The organism is Burkholderia sp. AU4i (assembly GCF_000466765.1).
GTDB classification, from domain to species: domain Bacteria; phylum Pseudomonadota; class Gammaproteobacteria; order Burkholderiales; family Burkholderiaceae; genus Burkholderia; species Burkholderia cepacia.
The window spans coordinates 1-934 of record NZ_ASSI01000420.1 but is presented as its reverse complement, the minus strand read 5'-3'; the positions used below and the strand labels follow the sequence as shown (position 1 = coordinate 934).

At 66.8% G+C, this 934-nt stretch carries 2 protein-coding genes; both read right to left on the bottom strand.

Going from position 1 to position 934, the window contains the following annotated elements:
* Positions 1-728: slipin family protein (locus L810_RS43190; protein ID WP_042978456.1), on the bottom strand; the 728-nt coding region annotated here is incomplete at its 3' end.
* Positions 725-934 (bottom strand): NfeD family protein (locus L810_RS43185; RefSeq protein WP_042978455.1); only part of this gene is annotated, 210 nt, incomplete at its 5' end. The genes L810_RS43185 and L810_RS43190, both read right to left, overlap by 4 nt.

Sequence of the window (934 nt, the reverse complement as noted above, 5' to 3'; positions counted from 1 at the left end):
AGATCGATCGGCAGCGGAAACACGATCGTCGAGTTCTTGTCCGCCGCGATCGTCGTCAGTGTCTGCAGGTAGCGCAGCTGCATCGCCTGCGGCTGCAGCGCGAGCCGCTGCGCGGCCTGCAGCAGTTTCTCCGACGCCTGCAGTTCGCCTTCCGCATGAATCACCTTCGCGCGCCGCTCGCGTTCGGCCTCGGCCTGTCGCGCAATCGCGCGGATCATCGTCTCGTTCAGGTCGACATGCTTGATCTCGACGGTCGACACCTTGATCCCCCACGCATCGGTCTGCGCGTCGAGCGTCTTCTGGATGTCGGCGTTCAGCTGCTCGCGCTCGGCCAGCAGCGCATCGAGCTCGTGCTTGCCGAGCACCGAACGCAGCGTCGTCTGCGAGAGCTGGCTCGTCGCGTCGAAGAAGCGCGCGACCTGGATCACGGCCTTCTCCGGATCGACGACGCGGAAATACACGACCGCATTGACCTTCACCGACACGTTGTCGCGCGTGATCACGTCCTGCGCGGGCACGTCGAACACGACGGTGCGCAGGTCGATCCGCACGACCTGCTGAACGATCGGGATGATCAGCACGAGCCCCGGCCCCTTCACCTTCCAGAAGCGGCCGAGCATGAACACCACGCCGCGCTCGTACTCGCGAAAGATGCGGATCGACGACGCGACGAGCACCACGACGAAGACGATCAGGACGCTGCTGAAGCCGAATGTGTAGCCGATCATGTTGGTTCACCTTGGTGTTGTTGTTCCTGCGCCGGCACGTCGTACAGCGGCGCGACGGTGAGCAGCAGCCCCTGGCGGCCGGTGACGCGCACGCGGCAGCCCGCGGCAAGCGGCGCGCTGCTGGCCACGCGCCAGCGCTCGCCATGCACGCGCGCCCAGCCCGCGGCCGATGTAGCCGTGCCGGCCGCGTCGTGCGGCTGGTCGGC